This is a genomic window from Microbacterium sp. 11MF, from assembly GCF_000383475.1.
GTDB classification, from domain to species: Bacteria; Actinomycetota; Actinomycetes; order Actinomycetales; family Microbacteriaceae; genus Microbacterium; species Microbacterium aquilitoris.
Map to the genome: position 1 here is coordinate 390,023 of NZ_KB911460.1, position 20,178 is coordinate 410,200.

15 protein-coding genes are annotated in these 20,178 nt (G+C 69.8%); 9 read left to right on the forward strand and 6 right to left on the reverse strand.

Annotated features, from left to right (window positions below):
* The first annotated feature begins 7 nt into the window (after positions 1-7).
* From H286_RS0108845 to H286_RS0108855, 3 genes are read left to right on the forward strand one after another with little or no spacing between them, the layout of a single operon-like run.
* On the forward strand, positions 8-991 hold the full coding sequence (locus tag H286_RS0108845; RefSeq protein ID WP_020097865.1) for an ABC transporter permease: 984 nt from the start codon (positions 8-10) through the stop codon (positions 989-991).
* 17 nt (positions 992-1,008) lie between these two features.
* A complete protein-coding gene (locus tag H286_RS0108850; RefSeq protein ID WP_020097866.1) occupies positions 1,009-1,944 on the forward strand; it encodes a carbohydrate ABC transporter permease in 936 nt (311 codons plus the stop codon).
* A gap of 37 nt (positions 1,945-1,981) precedes the next feature.
* A complete protein-coding gene (locus H286_RS0108855) occupies positions 1,982-3,733 on the forward strand; it encodes an extracellular solute-binding protein (RefSeq protein ID WP_020097867.1) in 1,752 nt (583 codons plus the stop codon).
* A 58-nt stretch (positions 3,734-3,791) separates the two neighbouring features.
* Here the strand turns inward: H286_RS0108855 and H286_RS0108860 are convergent, their stop codons facing one another.
* Both H286_RS0108860 and H286_RS0108865 read right to left on the reverse strand, forming a co-directional pair.
* Positions 3,792-4,406 carry a YesL family protein gene (locus tag H286_RS0108860; protein ID WP_018185650.1) on the reverse strand — a complete coding sequence of 205 codons (615 nt, stop codon included), beginning with the start codon at positions 4,404-4,406 and terminating at the stop codon, positions 3,792-3,794.
* Between the two features lie 2 nt (positions 4,407-4,408).
* The gene (locus H286_RS0108865) at positions 4,409-5,401 is read right to left on the reverse strand and encodes a LacI family DNA-binding transcriptional regulator (RefSeq protein ID WP_018185649.1); all 993 of its coding nucleotides are present in this window, start codon (positions 5,399-5,401) and stop codon (positions 4,409-4,411) included.
* 181 nt (positions 5,402-5,582) lie between these two features.
* On the opposite strand from H286_RS0108865, the gene H286_RS0108870 reads away from it, so the two are divergent.
* Genes H286_RS0108870 through H286_RS0108880 form a run of 3 tightly spaced genes read left to right on the forward strand, consistent with a single transcriptional unit; the run spans position 5,583 to position 12,327 of the window.
* Complete coding sequence (locus tag H286_RS0108870) at positions 5,583-7,592, forward strand: beta-galactosidase (protein WP_020097868.1); 2,010 nt, start codon at positions 5,583-5,585, stop codon at positions 7,590-7,592.
* A complete protein-coding gene (gene yicI, locus H286_RS0108875) occupies positions 7,589-9,877 on the forward strand; it encodes an alpha-xylosidase (protein ID WP_020097869.1) in 2,289 nt (762 codons plus the stop codon). Before H286_RS0108870 ends, yicI begins: the two co-directional genes overlap by 4 nt.
* The gene (locus tag H286_RS0108880) at positions 9,874-12,327 is read left to right on the forward strand and encodes a glycoside hydrolase family 3 C-terminal domain-containing protein (RefSeq protein ID WP_020097870.1); all 2,454 of its coding nucleotides are present in this window, start codon (positions 9,874-9,876) and stop codon (positions 12,325-12,327) included. The genes yicI and H286_RS0108880 overlap by 4 nt, the downstream gene beginning before the upstream one ends.
* Here the strand turns inward: H286_RS0108880 and H286_RS0108885 are convergent.
* From H286_RS0108885 to H286_RS0108900, 4 genes are read right to left on the reverse strand one after another with little or no spacing between them, the layout of a single operon-like run.
* Positions 12,311-14,614, reverse strand: a complete 2,304-nt coding sequence (locus H286_RS0108885) for a glycoside hydrolase family 3 N-terminal domain-containing protein (protein WP_020097871.1) — start codon at positions 14,612-14,614, stop codon at positions 12,311-12,313. The genes H286_RS0108880 and H286_RS0108885 overlap by 17 nt on opposite strands.
* A gap of 1 nt (position 14,615) precedes the next feature.
* Positions 14,616-15,491: a carbohydrate ABC transporter permease gene (locus H286_RS0108890; RefSeq protein WP_020097872.1), complete on the reverse strand. Its 876-nt coding sequence runs from the start codon at positions 15,489-15,491 to the stop codon at positions 14,616-14,618.
* An 8-nt stretch (positions 15,492-15,499) separates the two neighbouring features.
* Positions 15,500-16,513 carry a carbohydrate ABC transporter permease gene (locus H286_RS0108895; protein ID WP_020097873.1) on the reverse strand — a complete coding sequence of 338 codons (1,014 nt, stop codon included), beginning with the start codon at positions 16,511-16,513 and terminating at the stop codon, positions 15,500-15,502.
* Positions 16,514-16,515: 2 nt separating this feature from the next.
* Positions 16,516-17,787, reverse strand: coding sequence for an extracellular solute-binding protein (locus H286_RS0108900; RefSeq protein WP_020097874.1), 1,272 nt, complete (start codon positions 17,785-17,787; stop codon positions 16,516-16,518).
* 116 nt (positions 17,788-17,903) lie between these two features.
* Between H286_RS0108900 and H286_RS0108905 the strand changes: the two genes are divergently transcribed.
* The 3 genes from H286_RS0108905 to H286_RS0108915 are packed head-to-tail and all read left to right on the forward strand — an operon-like array spanning position 17,904 to position 20,172.
* Positions 17,904-18,965, forward strand: coding sequence for a LacI family DNA-binding transcriptional regulator (locus H286_RS0108905; protein WP_269208870.1), 1,062 nt, complete (start codon positions 17,904-17,906; stop codon positions 18,963-18,965).
* Between the two features lie 47 nt (positions 18,966-19,012).
* A complete protein-coding gene (locus tag H286_RS0108910) occupies positions 19,013-19,696 on the forward strand; it encodes a GTP pyrophosphokinase (RefSeq protein ID WP_020097876.1) in 684 nt (227 codons plus the stop codon).
* Between the two features lie 2 nt (positions 19,697-19,698).
* Positions 19,699-20,172 carry a hypothetical protein gene (locus tag H286_RS0108915; RefSeq protein WP_020097877.1) on the forward strand — a complete coding sequence of 158 codons (474 nt, stop codon included), beginning with the start codon at positions 19,699-19,701 and terminating at the stop codon, positions 20,170-20,172.
* Positions 20,173-20,178: the final 6 nt, after the last annotated feature.

A 20,178-nucleotide genomic window follows, 5' to 3' on the forward strand; every position in this document is an offset into this window, starting at 1 on the left:
GCGACCGATGACGCAGCAGGCGATCGTCACCGAGGTCGCTGCCACGACGATCGAAGAGAAGACGCCGTCCCGCCCCGCGCGGCGGGTGTCGAAGAACCGTCGCTCGTTCCGGATGTTCCTGTGCATCGTCCCGTTCCTGGTGCTGGTCTTCCTCTTCTCGTACTTCCCGCTCTACGGCTGGATCTACGCGCTCTTCGACTACCGTCCCGCCCTCGGCCTCGCCGGCAGCGACTTCGTCGGGCTGCAGTGGTTCCAGCTGCTCGTGAGCTCGCCGACCCAGGTCGCGCAGGTCGGCCAGGTGCTCGCCAACACGCTCGCGATCAGCTTCCTCGGCATCGCGACCTCGGTTCTGCCGCTCGCGTTCGCGATCTTCCTTAACGAGATCCGCGCCCCCTGGTTCCGCAACGCCGTCCAGACGCTGACGACCCTCCCCAACTTCATCTCGTGGGTTCTCGTCTACATGATCGCCTTCTCGCTCTTCTCGAGCTCGGGACTCGTCAACGGCGTCCTGTCGGATGCCGGATTGATCACCACGCCGGTGAAGTTCCTCGACACCGACCAGAACGTCTGGCTGACGATGACCCTCTGGTCGGTCTGGAAGGGCCTCGGCTGGGGAGCGATCATCTACCTCGCCGCGATCGCCGGAATCGATCAGTCGCTGTACGAGTCGGCGGAGATCGATGGCGCAGGGCGATTCCAGAAGATGTGGTACATCACGGTGCCGCAGCTCATGCCGACCTACCTCGTCCTGCTGCTGCTGTCGATCGCGAACCTGCTCAACAACGGCATGGAGCAGTACTTCGTCTTCCAGAACGCCTTCAACAAGGAGTACATCCAGGTCCTCGACCTGTACGTCTACAACATCGGCATGACGGGCAACAACCTGTCGATGGCGACGGCGATCGGCATGTTGAAGAGCCTCATCTCCGTGATCCTCCTGTTCACCGTCAACGGCATCGCCAAGCGCGTGCGCGGCGAATCCATCGTCTGAGTCAGGAGCCCCCGATCATGGTCACCACGACTCCCACCCGCCGCCGCGTCGTCCGGCGCGACGCCGATCTCTCCGGCCGCGTCGTCTTCGCGATCGTCAACTACTCGGTGTTCCTGGCGCTCGCGTTCGTCTGCGCCTACCCGTTCTACTACCTGATCATCAACTCGGTCAGCTCGAACGACCTCGCCGCACTCGGCCAGGTCCGGTGGCTGCCCACCGGCATCCACCTCTCCAACTACGAGCAGGTCTTCCAGCTCGGCGGACTCACGCAGGCTGCGATCGTCTCTGTCGGCCGGACCGTCCTCGGTACGGTCGCCGCGGTGCTCGCCTCGGCCTTCCTCGGCTTCATGTTCACGCAGAGTCGCATGTGGGGACGCCGGTTCTGGTACCGCTTCGTCATCATCACGATGTACTTCAGCGCGGGCCTCATCCCGGTGTTCATCGTCATCCGGAACCTCGGGCTGACCAACAACTTCTGGGTCTACGTGCTGCCGTTCGTCGTGCAGCCGTTCTTCATCATCCTCGTGAAGACCTACGTCGAGGCGATGCCCACCGAACTGCAGGAAGCCGCCGAGATGGACGGCGCGAACATTCTGCAGGTCTTCTTCCGGGTGTACCTGCCGAACATGACGCCGATCCTCGCGACCGTGGCCATCTTCTCGGCCGTGGCGCAGTGGAACAGCTTCCAGGACACCTTGATCTACATCACCGACCAGAGCCTCTACACGCTGCAGTACCTGCTCTACATGTTCATCAACCAGGCCAACAGCCTGGCTCAGGCCATGCAGAACGGCGGCAACATCAGCTCGATCGTCGACGCGGCCACGAGTCAGACGCCGACCTCGATCCGGATGACGATCTCGGTCATCGTCATCCTGCCCATCATCTTCGTCTACCCGCTGTTCCAGCGCTTCTTCGTCAAGGGCATCATGCTCGGCGCGGTCAAGGGCTGAACCCGACCATCACGGTCACACCACCGAGAGGAAAGCAATGAAGCTATCACGCAAGGCCATCGGCGCCGTCGCCGCTCTGGCGACGGTCGGGCTGCTGAGCGCCTGCACCGGCCCCGCGCCCACCGAGAAACGCGAGGAGATCACCGCGTTCCCGACCTCGTGGGACGAGCCCATCACGATCGACGTCTTCGACGGCCTCGCCAACTACATGGGGATGCAGGAGGGGTGGTTCGGCGACCTCGTCGAGAAGAAGTTCAACATGAAGCTGAACATCATCGCCCCCAACGTCGCGGGCGGCGGCGACACCCTCTTCAACACCCGCGTCACGGCGGGCGACCTCGGCGACCTCATCATCACCGACAAGGGCCAGCGGCTCGAGGAGCTCCGCGAGGGCGGTCTGCTCCTCGACTCGGCGAGCTTCTACCCGGCCATGAAGAACGTCGGTCGGTTCGACGCCGCCGTCGACAAGATCAACGAGGGCGCCGACGGCACGTACGCCTTCCCGTCGCAGGTCTCCTCGCTGAAGCCCACCGAGCCCTCCGAGGGTCTCGACCCGACGTTCGGTCCCTACCTGCGCTGGGACCTCTACAAGCAGGCCGGCTACCCCGAGATCAGCACGCTCGAAGACCTCCTCCCGGTGCTGAAGAAGATGCAGGATGCCGAGCCCACCGCTCCCAACGGGCTGAAGACCTACGCGGTCTCGCTGTTCAAGGACTGGGACGGCAACATGCTGAACAACGCCAAGCAGCCGACCACCTACTACGGCTTCGACGAGGTCGGCTTCGCCCTCGCCAAGGGCGACGGGTCCGAGTTCCAGGGCATTCTCGACGAGGACGGGCAGTACGTGCGCGCGCTGCGTTTCTTCCACGAGGCGAACGAACTCGGCATCCTCGACCCCGACTCGACCACGCAGAACTACGACACCCTCTGGAACAAGTACCAGAACGGCCAGGTGCTCTTCTCGTTCTGGCCGTGGCTCGGACAGGCCGCCTACAACACCGACAAGAACGTCGATGCGGGCCGCGGCTTCATGATGGCCCCGATGGACGACATGGACATCTTCTCGTACGGCGCCGAGGCGTACGGCGGCAAGCAGGTGTTCGCGATCGGCTCGAAGGCCGAGGACCCCGAGCGCATCGCGGCGTTCGTCGACTGGCTCTTCTCGCCCGAGGGCGCTCTGGCCAACAACAGCCAGACGCAGGGTGCCGCCGGCCCCGAGGGGCTCACGTGGGAGCTCAACGCCGACAAGGAGCCCGCGCTCACCGAACTCGGTCACAAGATCTTCTTCGAGGGTGACGCCGAGGTCCCGGCCGAGTGGGGTGGCGGCAGCTACATCGACGGTGCATCGCAGCTGAACATCAGCGCCGTGCTGCCGATCGACACCGACCCGAACACCGGCTTCCCGTACAGCTACAAGATGTGGCCGAGCTACCAGGCCGAGACGAGCAATTCGCTCACCGACGACTGGACGGCCAAGATGGGCGCTCCGACGACGATGGACTACCTGCAGGGCAACGACCAGCTCATGGTCGGCGCCGGCGCCAGCTTCACCGCGCCGACCGACTCGTCCGAGATCGAGACGCTCCGCAACCAGGTCAAGGCGACGATCGTCCAGACCTCGTGGCAGATGGTCTTCGCCGAGAGCGATGCGCAGTTCGACTCGCTGCTGTCCTCGATGCAGGAGACCGCGAAGGGCCTCGGCTATGACAAGGTCCTCGAGGTCGACATGGCCAACGCCGAATCGCAGGATGCCGCCCGCAAGGCGGTCTCGGCGGAGTTCGGCGGCTGACCGCCCCGCACGCAGAAAAGGCCCCGTCGGTGATCCGGCGGGGCCTTTCCCTTGCGACTCAGGCGGCGGTTCCGGAGCGGCGGCGGTAGATGCTCCGGAAGAGGAACGCGCAGCCGTAGGCACCGACGGAGAATCCGATCGTGGCCACGAGGAACATCGTGGGAGGGAAGACGATGACGAGGCATACGACCGTCACGGGGATCACGAGGAGCGCGAGGGTCCGCAGCGGCTCCGCTGCCGGGAGGAGCACGGCGTTCTTGAGCGTCTGGCGGAAGGGGGCGCGGTACGCGGCGACGAGACCCATCGCGTGGACGAACGCGGCGACGGCGTAGGCCGCTCCGGCGAACGCCAGGGCGGCGAGGCCCGTGAGGAGCGGCTCGGGTGCCGACAGCCAGAACACGCCGCTGAAGGCGAGCGCGACGCTCGCCGTCAACAGGATGAGGCTGAGCCCGGTCGCGGGCAGGAAGTTCCGCGCCAGCGCGGGCAGGAAGTCGCGCAGCGGACGGCCGCCCTCCTCGTCGGCGTAGCGTCGGGTCACCTCCAGCAGGGCGCTCGTGGCCGCGCCGATCGTGACGAGGGGTGCGCAGCAGAGCAGGAACAGGATGTTGAGGGCGACGAACTCGAGGAACGACGACAGGCCCTGGACGGCGCGGTTCTCGGGGTCGATCTTCATGATCAGACCGTCGCGGGTTCCGCCGGCGAGTGGGCGAAGCGCGGGGCGAGGAGTTCCGGCCCGGGCGACCGTTCACCGCGGATCGCGGCGAGCAGCGTGCGGGCACCCGCCGCGCCGAGCTCTTCGGCGGGAAGGTCGATGACGTCCGACACGCCCGGAACATGGAGGGCGAGCTCGGCCGGGCTCAGGGCGACGATCTCGATGGGCGCCGCGGAGGCCGAGGCCAAGAGGCGGGCGGCGATGAAGGGAAGGGCTGCCTCGTTGTGGACGAAGAGCGCGGTGGTCTCGGGGGACCCGGCGAGCAGCGCATCGACGACCTCGGTCGCGCCGGGACCCGCGGGGCAGGGGAGCACGGTCGCGGTGAGTCCCACCTCACGGCTGCGGGAGAGGAACCCGCGGGTGAGGCGGTCCGAGTACGAGGTGTGTCGTGCCTGCACCTGAGGCGGGGCGCCGAGGAGGGTGACGGTGCGGTGGCCGCGCTCGGCGAGACGCTCGGCGGCGAGGCGTCCGGCGGCTTCGAAGTCGAAGTCGACGCAGATCAGCTGGTCGGCCGTGTCGGGGAGGCCGATGAGGACGCTCGGGATGCTGAGGTCGGCGAGCGAGCCCACGCGGGGGTCGCTCGTCTCGACGTCGAGGATCAGCACCCCGTCGACCATCCCCGCCCGCGCCGCGCGTTCGACACCGGCGGCGTCGTCGCTCGTGAGCAGCAGGATGTCGTGGTGGTGCAGGCGCGCCTCTTTGAGGGCTCCCGCGACGATCTGCATGACGACGTGGACGTCGACGCCGGCGCGGATGGGGGCTTGCAACCCCAGAATGCTCGTCGACCGCGAGGCGAGGGAGCGCGCGCTCGCCTGCGGGCTGTAGGAGAGGTCGGCCATCGCCTGCTCGACGCGTTCCCGCGTCTCCTGCGAGATGGTGCGTTTGCCGCTCATCACGTATGAGACCGTCGAGATCGAGACTCCCGCGGCCTGGGCCACGTCGGCGATCGTGGTCATGGACCCTCCTTCTCCGACGGCATCGGCTTCGACGCGCGGATGGATCGAGCGTATCGGCTCGTCTGACGCCTCGAACGCTGCCCTGCCGACCGATGGACACGGTCGTGATCGCTAGTATAGGTTGAGATCGTTGAAGCGCTTCGACACTGTCGTCCACATTCGCTGAAAGGCCCGTCCGGTCATGACCTCTGCCTCCTCCTCGGCCTTCGCGACGCTGTCGGCCGAGCGCGGCATCCTCTTCGGTGGGGACTACAACCCCGAGCAGTGGTCGCCCGAGGTCTGGCGCGAGGACATCGCCCTCATGCAGCGCGCGGGGGTGAACCTCGTCACCGTCGGCGTCTTCAGCTGGGCGGAGCTCGAGCCGACCCCCGGGGCGCGCGAGTTCGCGTGGCTCGACGAGGTCCTCGACCTGCTCCACGACGGCGGGATCGCCGTCGACCTCGCGACCCCGGTGGCCTCACCGCCGCCGTGGCTCGGGATCCGGCATCCCGAGACCCTGCCGGTCGACCGCGACGGCGTGCGCCTCGTCGCCGGATCGCGCAACCAGTTCTCACCGTCCTCGCGCGTCTACCGCGAGGCGGCGCGCGCGATCACGGCGGACCTCGCGGCGCGGTACGCGCGGCATCCCGCCGTCCGGATGTGGCACGTCGGCAACGAGTACGGCCAGATCGACCACGGCGACGAGGCGGCGCGCGCCTTCCGGGAGTGGCTGCTGCGCCGGTACGGATCCATAGACGAGATCAACCGGGCGTGGGGCACCGCGTTCTGGGCGCAGCGGTACTCGGACGTCGCCGAGATCCTGCCGCCCCGGCGCGCGCCGTACCTCATCAATCCGACGCAGTCGCTGGACTTCCGCCGGTTCACCTCCGACGAGCTGCGCGACTGCTACCGCGAGCTCCGCGACACCATCCGGGGCGCCGGCGCCACCCAGCCCATCACGACGAATTTCATGGGCGCCTTCGCGCACGTGGACTACTGGTCGTGGGCGGACGACGTCGACGTCGTGAGCGACGATCAGTACCCGGACCCCGCCGACCCCGACAGCCCGCTCGACATGGCCTTCGTGCAGGACCTCATGCGCGGACTCGGCGACGGCCGGCCGTGGGTGCTGATGGAGCAGGCGATCAGCGCCGTCCAGTGGCGTCCGCACAACCTCCCGAAGACGCCCGCGCGGGCGCGCCTCGACACGCTGCAGGCGGTCGCGCGCGGCGCCGACGGGATCTGCTTCTTCCAGTGGCGGCAGTCCACGGCCGGCGCCGAACGCTTCCACTCCGCGATGCTGCCTCACGCCGGTGCGGACACCGAGGTCTTCGAGGGCGTCTGCCGCCAGGGGCGCGAGCTGCAGCGACTCCGGCCCGTCGTGGGCGGCCGCGTCGCCGCGCGCACCGCGGTGCTCTTCGACTGGCCGTCGTGGTGGGCGTCGGACGAACCCGCGCGCCCGACGGCCCGCTTCGATGGTCTCGAGCAGATGCGTCGCTGGTACCGTCCGATGTGGCGGCGCGGCATCCCCGTCGACGTCGTGCCCTTCGGCGCCGATCTCAGCGCCTACGACGTCGTGCTCCTGCCGCACGGGTACGTCCTGCGACCGGACGACGCCGCGCGCCTGACCGACGCCGCCGCTCGCGGTGCGCAGGTCGTGGTCGGGCCGTTCAGCGGCGTCGCCGACGAGCGCGGGCACATCCTCACGGGCCGCTCGCCCGTGCTGCTCCGCGACATGCTCGGGGTCAGCGGCGAGGAATGGGTCGGGCTCCCCGACGACGGCGTCGCCGTCGCGTCGGCTGACGGGCGGTGGGCGGCATCCGTCGCCCACACCCTCGGCGAGAAGCTCCGCACCGACGGCGCCGAGGTCGTGGCGACGTTCGCGTCGGGCGACCTCGCGGGGCGCCCGGTCGTGACGCGGAACGGGACGGCCTGGTACGTCGGCGCCGTCCTCGCGGACGACCTGCTCGACGCGGTCCTCGGTGACGCGCTGGATGCCGCGGGCGTCGCCGGTGCCATCGACGTGCCGCCCGCGGAGGTCGAGGTCGTGCGGCGCGGCGACGCGCTCTTCCTGCTGAACCGCGGCGACGACGACGTGACGATCCCGCTCTCCGGAGCCTGGACCGACCTGCTGACAAATGACGAGATCGACGACCACGTGACGGTTCCGAGGGGGGACGCGCGAGTCGTGACAGAAAGGCGAAGGACATGAAGTTCACCGACGGCTACTGGCTCATGAGGCCGGGAGTGACCGGACTGTATGCGAGCGCCGTGGACGACATGCGTGCCGACGCCGAGGCCGGCAGCCTCACCGTCTTCGCGCCGACCGCCGCAATCCGCCACCGGGGCGACACGCTCAACCGGCCGATGATCACGACGACGTTCTCGGCGCCGGCCCCCGGGGTCATCAAGGTGCGGGTGCAGCGGCACGCCGGCGGGCGTCACCGCGGTCCCGACTTCGCCGTGACGGGGGAGGAGGGCTACACGCCGACCGTGACGGTCGACGACGCCGAGGGCGTGCTGGATGCCGGTGACCTCCGCGTCCGTGTGTCGCGCGACGGGGCGTGGCGCGTCGCGTTCGAGCAGGGCGACCGCGTGCTGACGACCTCGCTGCCTCGCTCGATCGGCCACATGACGGGCCCGGATGGCACGTGGGTGCACCAGCAGCTCTCGATCGAGCCGGGCGAGCGCGTCTACGGGTTCGGCGAACGCTTCGGCGCCTTCACGAAGAACGGCCAGTCGATCGACACGTGGAATGCGGACGGCGGCACGTCGAGCGAGCAGGCGTACAAGTCGGTGCCGTTCTACCTGACGAGTCGCGGGTACGGCGTCTTCGTCGACAGCCCCGACGCGGTGTCGTTCGAGGTCGGGTCCGAGATCAATTCGCGCGTGCAGTTCTCGGTGCCGGGCGAGACGCTCGACTACTACGTGATCGCCGGGCCCGAGCCCAAGGACGTGCTGCGGCGCTACACGGCGCTCACGGGGCGTCCTGCCCGCGTGCCGGCGTGGTCGTTCGGGCTGTGGCTGACGACGTCCTTCACCGCCGCGTACGACGAGGCCAGCGTGACCGAGTTCGTCGACGGGATGGCCGCGCGCGACCTGCCGCTGTCGGTGTTCCACTTCGACTGCTTCTGGATGCGGGAGTTCCAGTGGACCGACTTCACGTGGGATCCGCGCATGTTCCCCGACCCCGACGGCCAGCTCGCGAGGCTGCGCGAGCGCGGCCTCAGGGTCTCGCTGTGGATCAATCCCTACATCGCGCAGCGTTCCGCCATCTTCGCCGAGGCCGCGGAGCGCGGGTTCCTGCTGAAAACGACGGGCGGCGACGTCTGGCAGTGGGACATGTGGCAGGCCGGGATGGCGATCGTGGACTTCACCAACCCCGAGGCGGCCGAGTGGTACGCCGAGCACCTGCGCCGTCTCGTGCGGCAGGGCGCCGACAGCTTCAAGACCGACTTCGGCGAGCGGATCCCGGTCGACGGCGTCGTCTGGCACGACGGGTCCGACCCGCAGCGGATGCACAACTACTACCCGCAGCTCTACAACGAGATCGTCTTCCGGGTGCTCGAGGAGGAGCGCGGCGTCGGCGAGGCGGTCCTGTACGCCCGCTCGGCGACGGCGGGCGGCCAGCAGTTCCCCGTGCACTGGGGTGGCGACAACGACTCGACGCTCCTGTCGATGGCCGAGACCCTGCGCGGCGGCCTGTCGCTCGCGATGAGCGGGTTCGGATACTGGAGTCACGACATCGGCGGCTTCGAGGGAACACCGGATGCCGGTGTCTTCAAGCGCTGGCTCGCGTTCGGACTGCTCTCCTCGCACTCCCGCCTGCACGGTTCGGGCTCGGTGCGGGTGCCGTGGGCGTTCGACGACGAGGCGGTCGAGGTGACGCGCCGGTTCACGACGCTGAAGCTGCGCCTCATGCCGTACCTCGCCCGGATCGCGGAGGAGGCGCACACCGCCGGCATCCCGATGATGCGCCCGCTCGTGCTCGAGTTCCCCGGTGACCGGTCGACGCACGACGCCGACGTCCAGTACATGCTGGGCGACTCCCTCATGGTCGCCCCCGTCTTCACCGAGGACGGGAGCGTCGAGTACTACCTGCCCGAGGGACGGTGGACCTCGCTCCTGACCGGTGACGCGGTGGACGGCCGCACGTGGCAGACCGAGCGTCACGGCTACGAGTCCGTCCCGCTGCGGGTGCGACCGGGCACGGTGCTGCCGTGGGGAGCGCGCGAGGATCGGCCGGACTACGACTGGGCCGACGGCGTGACGCTGCGCTGCTTCGAGCTGCCCGACGGGTACGACGGCGAGACGGTCGTCCCGGGGCACGACGGGGCTGCCGCGACGGTGTTCCGGGTGCGTCGCGAGGGCGGGCGGATCACCGCCGAGTCGTCGGACGCGCGTGCGCCGTGGAGCCTGCAGGTCGGCGACCGGACGGCGTCGGTCGTCGGTGCCGGGGCGGTCTCGCTCGAGGCCGAGGTGGAGGTCGCCGGATGACGGTCGACGCCTTCCGCCGGATCGATGTGCCGCTGGCCGAGCGCTCCCGCGACCTGCTCGAGCGGCTGACCCCGGAGGAGCGCGTCGCGATGCTCCACCAGGCCATGCCGGCGGTGGAGCGCCTCGGCATCCGCCCGTTCCACACCGGATGCGAGGCCCTTCACGGGCTCGCGTGGGTGGGTGTGGCCACGGTCTTCCCGCAGCCCGTCGGCCTCGCGGCGACGTGGGATCCCGAGCTGGTGAGGCGCGTGGGCGACCTCGTCGCGACCGAGGTCCGCGCCAAGCGCGCGTCGGGGGCGGACGTCGACCTCAACGTGTGGGCGCCGGTCGTCAACACCCTCCGGCATCCGGCATGGGGGCGCAACGAGGAGGGGTACTCCGAGGACCCGCACTACACGGGCCAGCTCGGTGCGGCCTACAGCCGCGGGCTCCGCGGCGACCACCCGCGGGTCTGGAAGACGGTGCCCTCGCTCAAGCACTTCCTCGCCTACAGCAACGAGACCGACCGGTCCGCGACGTCGTCCGAGATGTCGCCGCGCACACTCCACGAAGAGGAGCTGCCGGCGTTCCGTCCGGCGATCGAGCAGAAGGTCGCCGGCAGCATGATGCTCGCCTACAACCGGGTGAACGGCGTCCCCGCGCACACGCAGCCCGAATTGGTGGCCGAGGCCCGCAGCTGGAGCGACGAGTCCATCGCGGTCGTGTCGGATGCCGGGGCGCCGAGCTTCCTCGTCTCGATCCAGCGCGCACAGCCCGACAAAGTGAACGCCGCCGCCGCTCTCGTGCGCAGCGGCATGGACTCGTTCACCGACGACGGCCCCGACCCGACGCCGAGCCTCGAGGCCGTCCGCGGCGCCCTGGCGCAGGGTCTGCTGACGGACGAGGACGTGGATGCCGCTGTCCTCCGACTCCTCGAGATGCGCCTCCGCACCGGCGAGTTCGACGGCGACGACGACCCGTACGCCGCGATCGGCGCGGACGAGATCGGCACCGCCGCCGCCCGCGAGCTCGCCCGCGAGGCGGTCGCCCGTCAGGTCGTCCTGCTGCGCAACGACGACGGGGTGCTGCCATTCGGCGAGCCCGCGTCGGTCTCCGTCGTCGGGCCGATGGCGGATGTCGTCCTCACCGACTGGTACTCCGGTACGCCGCCCTACACGGTCGGCATCGCGCAGGGCGTGCGCGACCGCTACCCGACGGCCGCGGTCGAGGTCGTGACCGGCGCCGACACCGTCGTCCTCCGTGCTCCGTCCGGCTACGTCGCCGCAGCGGCGGACGGTACCGTCGACGCGATCCTCGACGCTCGGACCGACGCGAGCCTGTTCGACGTCACGGACTGGGGCGACGGCATCCTCACCCTCCGTTCCCATGCGAGCGGGCGCCTGCTGACGGGTGGCGTCTGGCCGATGCGGGCCGATGCCGAGCGCGTCGGCGGCTGGGTCGTGCAGGAGAGCTTCCGCCGGCACGTGCACGAGGACGGCTCGTGGTCGCTGCTGCACCTCGGCTCGGGCCGGTGGGTGCGCGTCGTCCGCGACCTGGGTCTGCTCGTGGCCGAGGGCGTCACCCTCGACGACGCCGCGCGCTTCGAGGTCGAGACGGTGACGCGCGGTCTGGACGAGGTGGCGCGCGCGGCCGCGGCGGCCGACGTCGTCCTCGTCGCCGTCGGCAACGACCCCCACCTGTCGGGTCGCGAGACCGCCGACCGTCTCCACCTGCTGCTGCCGACCGCGGCGACGGACCTCTGGCGGGCCGCGCGCTCCGCCAACCCGCGCTCTGTGCTGACGATCGTCTCGAGCTTCCCGTACGTCCTCGCGGATGCCGCCGACGCGGCGACCGTCGTCTGGTCGAGCCACGCGGGGCAGGAGCTCGGCCACGGTCTGCTCGACGTCCTGAGCGGCGACCGCGAGCCCGTCGGGCGCCTCGCGCAGTCGTGGCCGGCGCACCCGGACCAGGCGGGCGACCTCTTCGACTACGACACCCGGCGTCAGCAGGCGACCTACCGGCACCAGCCCGCCCCGTACGCTTTCGCGTTCGGCCACGGGCTCGGCTACGGCGACGTCGTCTACGAGGCCGTCGAGGTGGATGCCGGAACGGTGTCGGCGCCCGCGCCCACCCGGCGGCATCCCGCCCTCGACCCTCGGGAGGACGAGCAGATCGTCACGGCGAGCGTCCGGGTCGCGAACCGGTCGGAGCGCGCGGTGGAGGAGCTCGTGCAGCTCTACGCCGTCGCCCCGGAGCTGCCGATCGCGGCGCCGCGCCGGCTGCTGCTCGGGTACACCCGCGTGCGGGTCGAGCCGGGCGAGGCGCGGACGGCAAAGGTGCGCTTCACGGTCGAGCGCCTCGCCGTCTGGGACGGCGAGGCGCTGCGGGTGCAATCGGGGGACTACCGCCTCGCGGCGGGACCGTCGGCCGACGCCCTCGACGTGAGCACGACCCTCACCGTCCGGGACTGACGAGCTCGGCGTCCGCCACGACGCGCACCGGGACGATCCGGGCGTCGTCGGGCGTGACGACGTGCTCGCCGGTCACCTCGATGGCGGTGACGCTCTCACGGTCCTCGCACGACGAGCCGACCCAGAGGTCGATCCGTCCCGGCTCGACGACACGGCGGCCGTCGCGCCCCGTGAACGCGAAGCGCGCCGTCGGCAGCGAGAACACGACGCGCGCGCTCTCACCCGGGCCGAGGTCGACCCGGTGGTAGGCCATCAGCTGTGCGACGGGGCGCGTGAGGCTCGCGACCGGGTCGTGCGCGTAGAGCTGGACGACATCGGCACCGGCGCGCTCGCCGGTGTTGCGGACGACGACCGAGACCTCGAGGGTGTCGCCCGCCGCGACCGACGCGGACGCCTGCAGGTGCTCGTGGGCGAACGTCGTGTAGGTCAGCCCGTGCCCGAACGGGCGCACCGGGGTCGGGTCGGCGCTCGTCACGTCGATCGGTCCGCCGAGCCGCGGGTGCAGGTAGCTGTAGGGCTGCGCGCCGGCCGACCGCGGCAGGGTCACGGGGAGCCTGCCCGAGGGCGAGAGTCGTCCCGAGACGATGCCGGCGATCGGGTCCGCGCCCTCTTCGCCGGGGAAGAACGACTGCAAAGCGGCGGCGACGCGGCGTTCGCCGTCGAGCGCCCACCCGATCGCGTACGGACGGCCCGAGAGGATCACGAGGACGACGGGAGTGCCCGTCGCGACGACGCGTTCGACGAGCTGCCGCTGCAGGCCGGGCAGTTCGAGATCGTCGACGTCGTTGCCCTCGCCGACGGTGCCGCGTCCGAAGAGGCCGGCGCGGTCTCCGACGACCACGACGGCGAGCTCGGCCGCCGCCGCCGCGTCCACGGCATCGCCGATAGCCGAGCCGTCGTCGTCCTCCACACCGCAACCGTGGGCGTAGGCGATCTCGGCGTCCGGGTACTCGGCGACGAAGGCGTCGCGGACGGTCGGCAGGTCGATCCCGTGCGGCGTCCCCGGGTGGTGCGCGAGCACGTGGTTGACGAACGAGTAGCAGCCCATGAGCGCCTCCGCCGAGTCGGCGTTCGGCCCGATGAGGGCGATGCGACGAGCGGATGCCGCCGGCAGCGTCCCGTCGTTGGTCAGCAGCACGACCGACTCGGCCGCGAGGCGACGGGCGAGGTCGCGGTGTCGTGGTCCGTCGAGGTCGACGTCGGTCGGGGGAGTCTCGAACGTCTCGTCGAGCAGGCCGAGGCGCTCCTTCTGCGCGAGGACGCGGAGGACGGCCACGTCGAGCAGCGAGGCATCCATCACCCCGGAGCGGATGCGCTCGAGCAGGGGAGCGGCGAACGCGTCGCCCGTCGGCAGTTCGACGTCGATGCCGGCACGGAGCGCCAGCTCCGCCGCTTCGCCGAGGTCGCCGGCGACGCCGTGGGTGGTCTGCAGGAACGCGACCGAGAAGTAGTCCGAGACGACCGGGCCGGTGAAACCGAGCCGGCCGCGCAGCACCTCGTCGAGGTAGTGCGAGCTGGCGCCGACGGGTTCGCCGTCGATTTCGGCGTACGAGTTCATGACGGATGCCGCGCCGCCGTCGCGGATCGCCATCTCGAACGGCGGCAGCAGGACGTCGGCGACCTCGCGGGGGCCGGCGTGCACGGGGGCGTGGTTGCGCGCCGCCTGTGATGCGGAGTACCCGACGAAGTGCTTGAGGGTGGCATCGACCCCCGCCGACTGGACGCCTCGCACATAGGCCGTCCCCACGGTCCCGACGAGGTACGGGTCTTCGCCGATGCACTCGTCGACGCGTCCCCAGCGGGGGTCGCGGATGACGTCGAGCACGGGGGCGAGCCCCTGGTGGATGCCCAGTTCGCGCATCGAGTCGCCGATCGCGGCGCCCATCTCGGCGACCAGTTCCGGATCGAACGACGCGCCCCACGCGAGCGGCGTCGGATACGTCGCCGCCTTCCACGCGGCGAGTCCGGTCAGGCACTCCTCGTGGACGATCGCGGGGATCCCGAGCCGGGTGTCGGCGCGCAGCCGCCGCTGCTCCTCCCAGAGCCAGGCCGCCCGCTCGACCGGGTCGACGGGACGCGTGCCGTAGACACGGGTGAGATGGCCGAGGCCGTGAGCCGTGGCATCCGCGTACTTCGTCGTCGTCACCATCTCGTCGGCCAGGGGAGCGACGACCTCGCCGCCCTGGTCGACCCAGTAGCCGACGAGCTGCGCGGCCTTCTCTTCGAGGGTCATCTGCGCGAGCAGATCGTGCACGCGGGCCGAGGCCTGCGGGTGGGGAACGGTCATGTCAGCCCTTCACGGCTCCGGTGAGACCGCCGACGATGCGCCGCTCGAACAGGCTGAAGAACAGCAGTGCGGGGAGCATCGACAGCGAGGTGAACGCGAGCACGCGCGCCGTGTCGACGGAGTACTGCGACGAGAACGCCTGCACGCCCAGCGGGAGGGTGAACTGCGACTCGTTGTTGAGGATGAACAGGGGCAGGAGGTACGCGTTCCAGCTGCCGATGAAGGCGAGGATGCCGACGGTGATCACACCCGGCACGGCGAGCGGCAGCACCATGCGCCAGAAGAACCCGAGGCGGCTGCAGCCGTCGATCGACGCGGCCTCCTGGATCTCGTCGGGGATCGCCCGCAGGAACGGGACGAGGATGATGATCGTCGTCGGCAGGGCGAACGCGATCTGCGGGAGGATGATGCCCGGCAGGGTGTTCATGAGCCCGAGCGAGCGGATCACGATGTACAGCGGCGTGATCGCGACGGTGATGGGGAACATGAGGCCCGAGGCGAACAGGGCGTAGAGGAACCCGCGTCCCTTGAAGCTGTACCGGGCGATCACGTAGCTGGCGGCGATGCCGAGGGCGACCGCGCCGATCGTGGTGGCGAGGGCCACGAAGGTCGAGTTGCCGACCTGGCCCCAGAACTGGCCGCTCGTGATGACGCCGACGTAGTTGTCGATGTTCCACGGGTCGGGGAACCCGGCCGGGTCGACCGTGATCGCGGAGTTCGAGCGGAACCCGCCGATGATGATGTAGATCACCGGGCCGAGCATGAGCGCGATGACCGCGAGGGCGACGAAGTAGACGACGGGCGAACCCCACGGCAGCTTCGGCTTGGGCGCGCGGCGCAGGCGCGGCTCGGCCGGCGGTGCCGTGACGAGGGTCATGGTGGCGCTCACTGCACGCCCCTCTCTGTGATGGCGCCCGCCGTGTCACGGCGGAGCACGAAGCGCTGGTAGAACAGCGCGACGATGAGCGAGATGACGAAGATGACGACGGCGACCGCATTGCCGTAGCCGAAGTTCCCGGCGTTGCGGCCGGTGACGACCATGTAGATCGCCATCGTGTTGGTGCCGGCGACCGACGAGACGTACTGGCCCCAGATGATGTAGACGAGGTCGAACAGCTGCAGGGCGCCGATGATCGACAGGAACGCCCAGATGCGCAGGGTCGGTGCGAGCAGCGGCAGGGCGATCTGACGCTGGATCTGCCAGTAGGACGCGCCGTCGATGGCGGCCGCCTCGTACAGCTCTTCGGGGATGCCCTGGAGTCCCGCGAGGAAGAGGATGACGGCGAAGCCGACGTACTTCCACGTGAGGATCGCCATGAGCGTCCAGATCGCGATCGACGGGTCGGCCAGCCAGTCCTGGGTCAGGCCGCCCAGGCCGAGCTTGTCCAGCATCCCGTTGGCGGCGCCGTTGGTCGACAGCAGCAGGCTGAACCCGGTGCCGACGACGACCTCGGCGATGACGTACGGCACGAAGATGAGGATGCGGATGACGGACTGCCCCCGCATCTTGCGGTTGAGCAGGAGCGCCAAGAGGATCGCGATGGGTCCCTGCAGCACCAGCGACATGACGACGATGAAGGCGTTGTGCAGCAGTGCGCTCTGGAAGTTGGGGTCGCTGAAGATCGTGATGTAGTTCTTCAGCCCGACGAAGTCGGTGGCGGGCCCGAAGCCCGACCAGCGGAAGAAGCCGTAATAGGCGGCCATCAGGACCGGCAGGATGACGAACCCGACGAAGAAGATCACGGCGGGTCCGGCGAGGAGGAGGACCTCCAGTCGCCCCGACCAGCCGAGGCCCCGCCGGCGGCGGGACCGCGGCCGAGCCGGGGGCGGCGTGTCGCCACCCCCGGCGTGCGCCGCGAGACCGGTGGCGTCCGAGACGGACATCTCGCGAACGGTCATGGTCAGCCCTGCGCGCCCGCGGCGTTGACGGCTGCGATGAACTTCTGCGGGTCGCTGCCACCGGCGAGCATGTCGACGACGGCGACGTTCAGCGCGTTGCCGACGTTCTGACCGAGGACGGTGTCGAGCCACTGCGAGACGAACGGGGCGCTGTTGTACGCCTCGAGGATCTGCTGCAGGTAGGGCTCGGTCACCGACTTCTGCGCGACCGAGTTGACCGGCGGCGACTGGAACGCCTCGTAGTACTTCGTCTGCTGCTCCGAGCCGGCGATGAAGTTGAGGAAGTCGGCGCACTCCTTCGGGGCCTGTGCGGAGCACGAGTAACCGTCGACGCCACCCATCATCGACCCGGGCTCACCGTCGCCGCCCGAGATCTCGGGGAAGGGGAACCAGGCCAGGTCGGGGAGGGGCTTCTCGTCCGGCGTCAGCGACGCGATCACACCCGGATCCCACGCGCCCATGAGCTCCATCGCGGCCTTGCGGTTCGCGACGAGGCCGGCCGAGCTGCCAGCGCCCTGCTGGGCGGCCGTGGTGAGGAAGCCTTCGTTGAAGGGCTTGATCGCGGCGAAGTCGGTGAGGTCCTCGGCGGCGCGGGTCCAGCACTCGTCGCTGAAGTCCTTCGAGTCGCCGGTCTCCTCGATCACCTTCGGGCTGCACTCGCGGATGGCGAAGAAGTAGTACCAGTGGGCGGCGGGCCAGGCGTCCTTCGCGCCGAGGGCGATGGGTGCGATGCCGGTGCCCTTCAGCGACTCGACGGAACTCTTGAGCTCGTCGATCGTCGCGGGGGTCTCGGAGATCCCCGCCTCGTCGAAGGCGTCCTGGCTGTAGAAGAAGCCCCCGGGGAGGACCGAGAGGGGCATCGCCCAGACCTTGTCCTGGTACGTCTCGGCGGCGAACGAGCCCTCGGAGATCTCGCCGCGGATGTCGTCCGAGATGCGGTCGGTCAGGTCCATCAGCTGGCCGGCGTTGACCATCGCGGTCATCTTGCCGCCGCCGCGCTGGAGGAAGATGTCGGGCGGGTCGCCCGCGTTGAGAGCGGTCTGCAGCTTGCCGTCCATGTCCTCGTTCTGGACGGACTGCATCTTGATCGTGACGCCGGTGTTCTCCTTTTCGAAGGCCGCGATCGCGTCCTTCCAGAACTGCTGACCGGGGCCGGTGGTCGAGTTCTGCCACAGCGTCATCTCGACGGTGCCGTCGCCGCTGCCGCCGCCGTTGTCGCCCGAACAGGCGCTGAGAGCGAGGGTCGCCGCGGCCACCGCCGCGAGCCCCGCCATGATCCTTCTGGTCCTCATGTGATCACCAATCTCCTCATTGAGTGCACTCTCGGTCCTCGAGGTGCGGGTGGTCCCGGCGGTGCGTGCCGGGGGTTCGGTCCCCAGTGTCGGAATTGTTGCCGCCCACGTCAAACGTTTTCGAAAATGTTTTCCATGGGGCTACGCTTCGACGCATGCGAAGCCGCGCCACGATCCACGACGTCGCCGCCGCGGCCGGTGTCTCGGTCGCGACGGTCTCCAAGGCGGTGAACGGACGGTACGGCGTCGCCCCCGCGACTGTGCAGCGCGTGCTCACCGCCGTCGAGCAGCTCGGCTACGAATCGAGCCTCGTCGCGAGCAGCATGCGCGCACGGCAGACCGGTGTCGTCGGCGTCCTCGTCGCGGACTTCGAGCCGTTCTCCGCCGAGGTGCTCAAAGGAGTCGGCGCGGCTCTGCGCGACTCGCGACTGGATCTCCTCGCCTACAGCGGATCGCGGGCCGTGTCGAGCGAAGGCTGGGAGCGGCGCTCGCTGAGCCGGTTGAGCGGCACGCTCGTCGACGGGGTGATCATGGTCACCCCCACGGTCGTGAACGTCACGGCGGAGGTCCCCGTTGTCGCGATCGACCCGCACACGGGGCCGGCCGACCTCCCCACCGTCGAGTCCGACAGCTTCGCCGGCGCCCGTCACGCCGTCGCCTACCTCATCTCGCTCGGACACCGCCGCATCGGCTTCGTCGCGGGTCGCCCCGACCTCCGGTCCTCAATGCTGCGCGAGGGCGGCTACCGGCGGGCGCTCGAAGACGCCCGCATCCCGTTCGACCGCGACCTCGTCGGTGTCGGGCGCTACGTGGAGGACATCGCGCGCGAAGCGGCCACCCGGCTGCTGCGCCGGGCCGACCGTCCCACGGCGGTGTTCGCCGCCAACGACATCTCGGCGCTGACCGTCATCCGCGTCGCGCACGAGCACGGCCTGTCCGTGCCCGACGACCTCTCGGTGATCGGGTTCGACGACGTCCCGGATGCCTCGCAGTCGGTGCCCGCGCTGTCGACCGTCCGCCAGCCGATGCAGCGCCTGGGCGCCGAGGCCGTGACGATGCTGCTGGAGTTCATGGGCGGCGGCATCCCCGCAGCGACGCACCTGCGCCTGCCGACGGCGCTCGTCCCCCGGGCGACCACGGCGCCGCCCCGAGCGGACTGAGGCATCCTTCCCAGCGCGCTCGGAGTGGTTCCCGATAGCGTCGCCTCATGTCCACTCCGCTCGATGAGCAGCAGATCACGGTGTCCGCCTCCTCTCTTCGGAGCATGCGCGATGAGTTCCAGCGCTTCCTCATGGAGTACCGGTTCGGCCTGCAGGAGATCGAGACGAAGATCTCGATCCTCCGCGAGGAGTTCCACGAGATGCACGACTACAACCCGATCGAGCACGTCTCGAGCCGCGTGAAGTCGCCCGACAGCATCGTCGAGAAGATCCAGCGCCGCAGCATCGACCCTGATTTCGAGTCCGTGCGCGCACACATCACCGACGTCGCCGGCATCCGCATCACCTGCAGTTTCGTGAGCGACGTGTATCGCCTGTTCGACCTGCTGACCGCGCAGGACGACATCACCGTCCGCGAGGTCGAGGACTACATCGCGACCCCGAAGGGAAACGGCTACAAGAGCCTGCACGCGATCCTCGAGGTGCCGGTCTACCTGTCGACGGGACGCGTGGACGTGCCCGTCGAGGTGCAGTTCCGGACGATCGCCATGGACTTCTGGGCGAGCCTCGAGCACAAGATCTACTACAAGTACGAACGCCAGGTGCCCGATCACCTGCTGGGGCAGTTGAAGGATGCCGCCGATGCCGCCGCCGAGCTGGACGCCCGCATGACGCGCCTCCACCAGCAGATCCGCGGCGCCGGATCCTCCGCACCGACGCACCTCGTCTGACGGTGGCGGCGCACACGACCGGCGGTCTGCTGCAGGCGGCGCGCGAGCGCCTCGAAGGGTCGCCGCGGGAGCGGCTGGGGGAGTGGGCGGCGAACCGCCGCATCCTGGGCATCGGACGGGCCCCGCGGATCGTCCCGGTGACGGATGCCTGGCACATCGGGGCGCTCCTGATCGGCGAGGACCGCGTCTTCGCGACCGGCGAGGTGCTGCGCGCGCGGCACGACGCGATCCGCGGGTACACCGCCGAGGCGCAGCGCGCGCGGTCGGAGCGGGCCGCGGCCGCGTTCCGGGGCGGGTTCGCCGAGGGCGAGGTACTCCACCTGGGGTGGACCGAGATGGATGCCGCCGCCGTCGACCGCGGCGAGGGCTCCGGCATCCTGTCGCTGCAGGGCGGCGTCCCGCACATCGCGTGGAGCCACACGGGTCCGCCGAGACCCCTCGCGGACTATCTCGATGACATGCTGTCCCTGCGCTGACCTGTC

Coding starts and splice junctions, on each gene's coding strand:
- yicI (WP_020097869.1), top strand. CDS start 7,589: ATGAAGTTCACCGACGGCTACTGGCTCATGAGGCCGGGAGTGACCGGA.
- H286_RS0108850 (WP_020097866.1), top strand. CDS start 1,009: ATGGTCACCACGACTCCCACCCGCCGCCGCGTCGTCCGGCGCGACGCC.
- H286_RS0108860 (WP_018185650.1), bottom strand. CDS start 4,406: ATGAAGATCGACCCCGAGAACCGCGCCGTCCAGGGCCTGTCGTCGTTC.
- H286_RS0108855 (WP_020097867.1), top strand. CDS start 1,982: ATGAAGCTATCACGCAAGGCCATCGGCGCCGTCGCCGCTCTGGCGACG.
- H286_RS0108910 (WP_020097876.1), top strand. CDS start 19,013: ATGTCCACTCCGCTCGATGAGCAGCAGATCACGGTGTCCGCCTCCTCT.
- H286_RS0108900 (WP_020097874.1), bottom strand. CDS start 17,787: ATGGCGGGGCTCGCGGCGGTGGCCGCGGCGACCCTCGCTCTCAGCGCC.
- H286_RS0108880 (WP_020097870.1), top strand. CDS start 9,874: ATGACGGTCGACGCCTTCCGCCGGATCGATGTGCCGCTGGCCGAGCGC.
- H286_RS0108890 (WP_020097872.1), bottom strand. CDS start 15,491: ATGACCCTCGTCACGGCACCGCCGGCCGAGCCGCGCCTGCGCCGCGCG.
- H286_RS0108885 (WP_020097871.1), bottom strand. CDS start 14,614: ATGACCGTTCCCCACCCGCAGGCCTCGGCCCGCGTGCACGATCTGCTC.
- H286_RS0108870 (WP_020097868.1), top strand. CDS start 5,583: ATGACCTCTGCCTCCTCCTCGGCCTTCGCGACGCTGTCGGCCGAGCGC.
- H286_RS0108895 (WP_020097873.1), bottom strand. CDS start 16,513: ATGACCGTTCGCGAGATGTCCGTCTCGGACGCCACCGGTCTCGCGGCG.
- H286_RS0108845 (WP_020097865.1), top strand. CDS start 8: ATGACGCAGCAGGCGATCGTCACCGAGGTCGCTGCCACGACGATCGAA.
- H286_RS0108865 (WP_018185649.1), bottom strand. CDS start 5,401: ATGACCACGATCGCCGACGTGGCCCAGGCCGCGGGAGTCTCGATCTCG.